The 6,688-nt window shown below is 41.2% G+C and carries 5 protein-coding genes and 1 pseudogene; 4 read left to right on the forward strand and 2 right to left on the reverse strand.

Annotated features, from left to right (window positions below; all coding sequences use genetic code 11):
• Positions 1–17: 17 nt before the first annotated feature.
• Positions 18–245, reverse strand: a pseudogene (locus JMW94_RS14315) (transposase); the annotation flags it as partial.
• A gap of 554 nt (positions 246–799) precedes the next feature.
• Here JMW94_RS14315 and JMW94_RS14320 point away from each other — a divergent pair.
• The gene (locus JMW94_RS14320; RefSeq protein WP_045455343.1) at positions 800–2,491 is read left to right on the forward strand and encodes an NAD+ synthase; all 1,692 of its coding nucleotides are present in this window, start codon (positions 800–802) and stop codon (positions 2,489–2,491) included.
• A 248-nt stretch (positions 2,492–2,739) separates the two neighbouring features.
• Positions 2,740–4,014, forward strand: coding sequence for a hemolysin family protein (locus JMW94_RS14325; protein WP_201604851.1), 1,275 nt, complete (start codon positions 2,740–2,742; stop codon positions 4,012–4,014).
• An 11-nt stretch (positions 4,015–4,025) separates the two neighbouring features.
• Here the strand turns inward: JMW94_RS14325 and JMW94_RS14330 are convergent, their stop codons facing one another.
• Positions 4,026–4,742, reverse strand: coding sequence for a YggS family pyridoxal phosphate-dependent enzyme (locus tag JMW94_RS14330; RefSeq protein ID WP_201604852.1), 717 nt, complete (start codon positions 4,740–4,742; stop codon positions 4,026–4,028).
• A gap of 398 nt (positions 4,743–5,140) precedes the next feature.
• On the opposite strand from JMW94_RS14330, the gene JMW94_RS14335 reads away from it, so the two are divergent.
• Both JMW94_RS14335 and JMW94_RS14340 read left to right on the forward strand, forming a co-directional pair.
• Positions 5,141–6,196, forward strand: a complete 1,056-nt coding sequence (locus JMW94_RS14335) for a type IV pilus twitching motility protein PilT (RefSeq protein ID WP_045443495.1) — start codon at positions 5,141–5,143, stop codon at positions 6,194–6,196.
• 170 nt (positions 6,197–6,366) lie between these two features.
• The gene (locus tag JMW94_RS14340) at positions 6,367–6,594 is read left to right on the forward strand and encodes a hypothetical protein (RefSeq protein WP_265088327.1); all 228 of its coding nucleotides are present in this window, start codon (positions 6,367–6,369) and stop codon (positions 6,592–6,594) included.
• Positions 6,595–6,688 lie beyond the last annotated feature (94 nt).

Raw genomic sequence — 6,688 nt, forward strand, 5'->3', positions numbered from 1 at the left:
TTTCTTTTCATAAGCTAAAAAAAATTCGCCCATAAGCCAGTTTTCGACCAGCGATTAAAGCGACTATAAGCTGTTTTCCAAGAACACAGTTCTTTAGGTATGTCACGCCAAGGCGCACCTGTGCGTACCTTCCACAGTATGGCTTCCATGACCTCTCGACTGTTTTGAGTTTGATAGCAGCCATGCTGTGTCATCGTTGATTGAAGTTGATCCCAAAGCGTATCTGTTAGTGCTGTTCTTGCCATGATTTGTACTTCTCGCAGCGTCTCAATAGATGCGGTATTGTAACTATTATTTATGGCTTAACCAATTGAAGACACGCCCTAGATGATGACATTAATAGATAGAAGTTGACACATAGATTTAACATGTAAAAACAATGCACTAAAAGGATATTTTACATTCATACTGTAAACTGACTTATTGAAAGGTAATTCACTGGCGCGTTCTATTTGCAACGATAATTGATGCTATACTAAAGCAATTATTTTAAGCTTTTTAATAGCATTAAATTCGTTTGTTCTTATTTATTTGGATCATTCTACATATATAACATTTTTCAGACGATGCGCTACAGCCCTCTTTTATCGTCTTTCTATAGACTATCATAAGATCAAACCTGTAGAGGGGCGTTACAACGTTGGATACTGTGCGTAAGCAAGCTCATCATCTCGGTTCACTATTAGAATTCGATATGACAGAGTGCTATTTTGAGTGAATTTCGGACCTACTTTGATTTTATTTTAAATCAACAACGACCCAACAAATTTTAAACCATATATCGATAGGAACAATAACAATGTCAAAAGACAATGATAATCCCAATATAACTCCCTCAACTGAGGCCAGTAAGACCAATAAAACCCAAGAAACCGTTACTTTTGCGTTGGCTCAGTCGCATTTTTTGGTTGGTGATATCACTGCCAATGCTGAAAAAATGCGTGCACTCGCATTGCAAGCTCGCGAGCAAGGTGCGGATGTCATTATTTTCCCAGAACTTGCTTTATTAGGTTACCCACCGCAAGATTTATTACTACGCCCAAGCTTATCTGGTCGCATCAAAAGCGCCTTGTCTACTTTAAGTGATATCGATGACATCGTGATGATTGTCGGTTATCCACATGTCGACCATCATGGTACTTTCAACTCTGCTGCTATCTTGCATAACGGTCATCAAAAAGGCTTTTATCATAAGCAAATCTTGCCAAATTATGGCGTATTTGATGAGCGTCGTTATTTTGATAAAGGTCGTAACCAAGTTTTATTTGACTATAAAGGCATCACAATCGGTCTGCTTATCTGTGAGGATTTGTGGGAAAAAGGCCCTATTGCCGAGCTTAAAAAGCAAGGTGCTGATCTGATTATTAGCTTGAACGCCTCACCTTTTGAGATCGAAAAACAAGACAATCGTAAAACGATGCTGGCCAAGCGTAGCCGTGAGAATAATTTGCCTATCGTCTATGTCAACGCCGTTGGCGGTCAAGACGACTTGGTGTTTGACGGTGGTTCTATGGCGGTGCAAGCTGATGGTAGCGTTGCCCACGAAGCACCACGTTTTATGAATCAGTTACTTCTTGCCACTTTAGACGTCAAAACTGCCAAGTTTAATAGTCAAACTAAAGCGCCATTAACACTGAGCCGTGAGTCAGAGATGTATCAAGCACTGGTCGTTGGCCTACGCGATTATGTCAACCATTCAGGATTCACTGGTATTATCCTTGGGCTATCAGGTGGTATTGATTCTGCCTTAACGCTATGTATCGCTGTTGATGCTTTGGGTGCTGACAAGGTATATGCGGTGATGATGCCTTATGAATATACTTCTCAGATTAGTCTAGAAGATGCTCAAGCACAGGCTCGCCGCTTAAATGTTTCTTATACGGTTTGTCCTATTTTTGATGCGGTTGAAGGCATCCGTCATACCTTAGCGCCACTATTTAACAAATCGCCAGCAGACACCACTGAAGAAAATATCCAAGCGCGTGCGCGCGGTGTGGTACTGATGGCGCTGTCCAATAAGTTTGGGCACTTGGTCATCACCACTGGTAATAAGTCTGAGTTAGCAGTCGGCTATTCGACATTATATGGTGATATGGCAGGCGGCTTTGATGTGCTAAAAGACGTTTATAAGTCGCAGGTTTATAAATTGGCCAGTTATCGCAACCGCTTGGAAGACACCCCTGTCATCCCTGAGCGTGTCATCACTCGCCCGCCATCTGCTGAATTACGCCCAGACCAAAAAGACCAAGACAGCTTGCCTGACTATGATGTATTAGATGGCATCTTAATGTCATACATTGATGAAGACATGGGCTATCAAGACATCATTAATAAAGGGTTTGACGCTGAACTGGTCGCAAAAGTCATCCAGATGGTAGACAATAGCGAATATAAGCGTTTACAAGCGCCAATCGGTACCAAAATTAGCCATAAAGCCTTTGGACGTGAACGCCGTTATCCATTAGTGAATAAATGGTCAGTAAAAGGCTAAATTAGATTAACCATTGTTGCTTGCCCTACTTTTATTATGTAGAACGCGAGCAATATGGCTAATTTAATACTTTTATAAAAAATCAAGTTTATTATAATTAGCTGGGTGCTTACCCAGCTTTTTTAGTTTCTATAAACCGATTTTTAATGTCAAGCTGTTATAAACAACACTTTCTTTTTTGTGCTTCTAACCCATTCATTCTTTAACTTCAATTATTTTAATCCCTATATTTTTTTACCGAGTATGTCATGAGTTTGCTAACCGCTAGTATCTTTCTTCTTTTATTGCTTGCCCTAAGTGCCTTTGTATCTGCTGCCGAAATTGCCATCGCTGCTGGTCGCAAAATTAAGCTACAAATCATGGCAAAAGAAGGGGATGTCCGCGCATTTGACGTCCTTAAAATGCAAGAGCACCCTGGCAGTTTTATTACTGTCGTACAAGTGGTTTTGAATGCCGTCGCTATCTCGGCTGGTGCGGTCGGTGAGTCAGCTATTAGCCCTTATCTAGAGCTTTTGGTGAAGAATGAAGCAGTGTCATCCGTCATATCATTTGTGCTGATCACCAGTTTGTTTTCTCTGCTCGCTGATTTGATGCCCAGACGATTGGCGATGTCAAACACTGAAGCTATCGCTGTACGTCTCGTACGACCAATGATGCTATTGATTTTTATATTCAAACCCGTGATTTGGATATTTGATGGTGCAGCAAATGTCATCTTTGAATTACTGGGTATTTCAACCATACGACAAGACGATATGACGCCAGAAGATATTTATGCTGTCATGGATGCTGGTGCTGAAGCTGGTGTGCTCAAAAAACAAGAACATCATCTGATAGAAAATATCTTTGACATGCAAGAGCGCACCGTAACGTCGGTGATGAATCCACGTGAAAATATTGTTTATTTTGATACCAAAACGAGCACTGAAAAAGTCGTTGAAGTGATGATTGAACAACCACATAACAAGTTTTTGGTCTGTCAGGAAGATGATTTAGAGCACATTATTGGTTATGTAGAGTCGCGCAGCTTTTTGGCATTGGTTCTTAACCAGCAAGAGGTCAGCTTAACTGACAAAGCCCTACTAAAACCTGCACTCTTCGTTCCTGATACCTTGTCCTTGTTTGAAGTATTAGAGATGTTTAAATCTACAGGCGCTGACTTTGCTGTTATCGTGAATGAGTATGGATTGGTAGTGGGTGTCATCACGCTTAAGGATGTGATGAGTATCGTCATGGGGGAGCTTGTCACCTTGGAGGAGCAGCCCATTGTTCAACGTACTGACAACTCGTGGCTAATCGATGGCATGACTCCTATCGAAGACGTCGTACGCGCTTTAGATATCGTTAATCTGCCACGCAGTCAGAACTATGAAACCATTAGTGGCTTTATGATGTATATGCTACGCAAGATTCCAAAGAAAACCGATACTATCGAATATGCCAATTATCGATTTGAAATTATCGCAACGGACAATCTCAAAATCACTCAGATGCTGGTGACCAGAATGGATGAGACTGTCTGATAAATAAAAATTTAAGCTCGTGCGCCAAATATGGCGCTACCAACGCGCACCATCGTTGAACCACTGGCTATCGCCTCTGTCATATCACCGCTCATGCCCATGCTCAGTGTATCCCAAGCATTTAGCTCTGCATGAGTCTCTTTAATCTCATCAAATAACTGCTTGGTACGGGTAAAAGCATCCGTACCTCCCTTAGCAGGAATAATCATTAAACCACGTAGCTGTAACCTGTCATACCCCTTGATAGCAGTTATCAAATCAGGTAGCTGTGCTGGCAGGCAGCCTGATTTGCTTTCTTCGTTATCGATATTCAACTGAATCAATACATTCAGTGGGGGCAGCTCAGCTGGGCGCTGATCGTTTAGACGCTGAGCAATAATGTCACGCTCAACCGTTTGTACCCAATCGAAATGCTCAGCAATATCACGGGTCTTATTGCGCTGGATACTACCAATATAATGCCAAACAATGTCTTTAGTTTCTGGCTGTCGTTTTAGCGTATCGATTTTTTCGATGGCTTCTTGCAGATAATTTTCACCAAAGTGCTGCTGTCCTTGCTGAGCCAAAGTAGCAATCATATCAGCTGGTTTGGTCTTGGAAACTGCCAGCAACGTCACACTATCTGCTTGTCGTGCCGCATGCTCACACGCTTGAGTCATTTGCTTACTCACTTGCTGCCAGCTCGCAATAAGATTTTGGCTATCAATGTTATTTTCTATTTCTTTCATATATTACTCACGAGAATAATTTAATCTATTTTTTAATCAGTCACTTTTAATGACTTATATTTTTAATGACTTATATAATGAACTTTTATTAGCTATGGTTAAACTTTTTATAAATGTCTTTTAATATAAAAAACTCAATAAGCATCAGTCTATAAATCGACACTCATAATGACTAATTTTACATTTTATTGGTGTAGTAGATGGTTAATTGTCGGTAGTCTTGTTATTATATTGTTACATGGTTTAACATATGCTACTGAATATAATAGTAATGGTAAAGACCATCGCTACTCCTTTATTAACGTGACCGACTTTAATCAGATCGTTGATCGATTGATAATCACTCCCCTTTTTTGCTCTTTTGTCCTACCCTTATTGATTGATAGGAATATCCGATTATGGCTGAAAAAAACAATTTAAGCATCGAAGACTTGCTGCGCTTTACGGTTAAGCATAAAGCATCAGATTTACATATTTCAGCCGGTATGCCAGCAATGATACGTGTTGATGGTGAAATGACCCGTATTAATATGCCAGAGATGACTCATCAGGTTGTACACCAGCTTATCTATGACATCATGAACGATAAGCAGCGCGCTGACTTTGAAGAATTTTATGAGACGGATTTCTCTTTTGAGATTCCCAATCTAGCACGTTTTCGGGTAAACGCATTCAATCAAAACCGTGGGGCAGGCGCTGTCTTTCGTACCATTCCGTCCAAAGTCTTAACAATGGAAGACCTCGGTATGGGTGATGTGTTTAAACGTGTATCAGACTTTAAACGTGGTGTGGTTTTGGTCACGGGTCCGACAGGTTCTGGTAAGTCCACAACGCTGGCTGCCATGATTGACTATATCAACGAGAGCCGTAAAGAGCATATTTTAACCATTGAAGATCCGATCGAATTTGTCCACGATTCCAAGAAAAGCCTGATTAACCAACGTGAGGTGCACCGCGATACCTTAGGTTTCGAGCCTGCATTGCGCTCTGCGCTACGTGAGGATCCCGATGTTATTTTGGTTGGCGAGCTACGTGACCTTGAGACCATTCGCTTGGCATTGACAGCAGCAGAGACTGGTCACTTAGTCTTTGGCACTTTGCATACCAGCTCTGCCGCTAAGACCATTGACCGTGTCATTGATGTATTCCCCGCCGCAGAAAAAGACATGATTCGGGCGATGCTATCAGAGTCACTACAAGCCGTTATCTCACAAACGCTTTTGCGTCGTCAAGCAGGCGGACGTGTAGCAGCACATGAAATCATGCTCGGCACCCCTGCTATCCGTAACTTAATACGTGAGAATAAAATCGCTCAAATGTACTCTGCTATCCAAACAGGTGCAGGTGAAGGTATGATTACGCTGGATCAAACACTCAAAAATCTAGTAGCGAAAGGCACCATTAGTAAAGACGTAGCCCGTCCTTATGCCAAACAGCCTGAGGCATTCTTGTAATATTATTCATCGTGCGTCACTGGCTTATCTTGATTGATGTGTGAGTCAATAATACAAGCATTCATGAGCCATGATATACCTTACTTTTATTCTAATGGTTATTATTAGCGATTTTTAAAACATGATTTTAAATACTTTTTTAGTCGATTTACATCGAATGCAGGTACGATATGGACATTGATAAACTATTGCAGTTAATGATCAATAAAAATGGCTCGGACCTTTTTATTACCGCTGATGTAGCGCCCTCCATGAAAGTAAATGGCAAAATTCTGCCTGTCGGTAAAACGCCTTTAACCGCTGAGCAAACCATGCGATTGGTCAAAGGCGTCATGACACCAAACCAGCAAAAAGAGTTTGAAGAGACTAGGGCGTGTCTTCAATTGGTTAAGCCATAAATAATAGTTACAATACCGCATCTATTGAGACGCTGCGAGAAGTACAAGTCATGGCAAGAACAGCACTAACAGATACGCTTTGGGATCAACTTCA

The sequence above is a fragment of the Psychrobacter immobilis genome (genome assembly GCF_904846185.1).
In the GTDB taxonomy this organism is placed as follows: Bacteria; Pseudomonadota; Gammaproteobacteria; order Pseudomonadales; family Moraxellaceae; genus Psychrobacter; species Psychrobacter immobilis_B.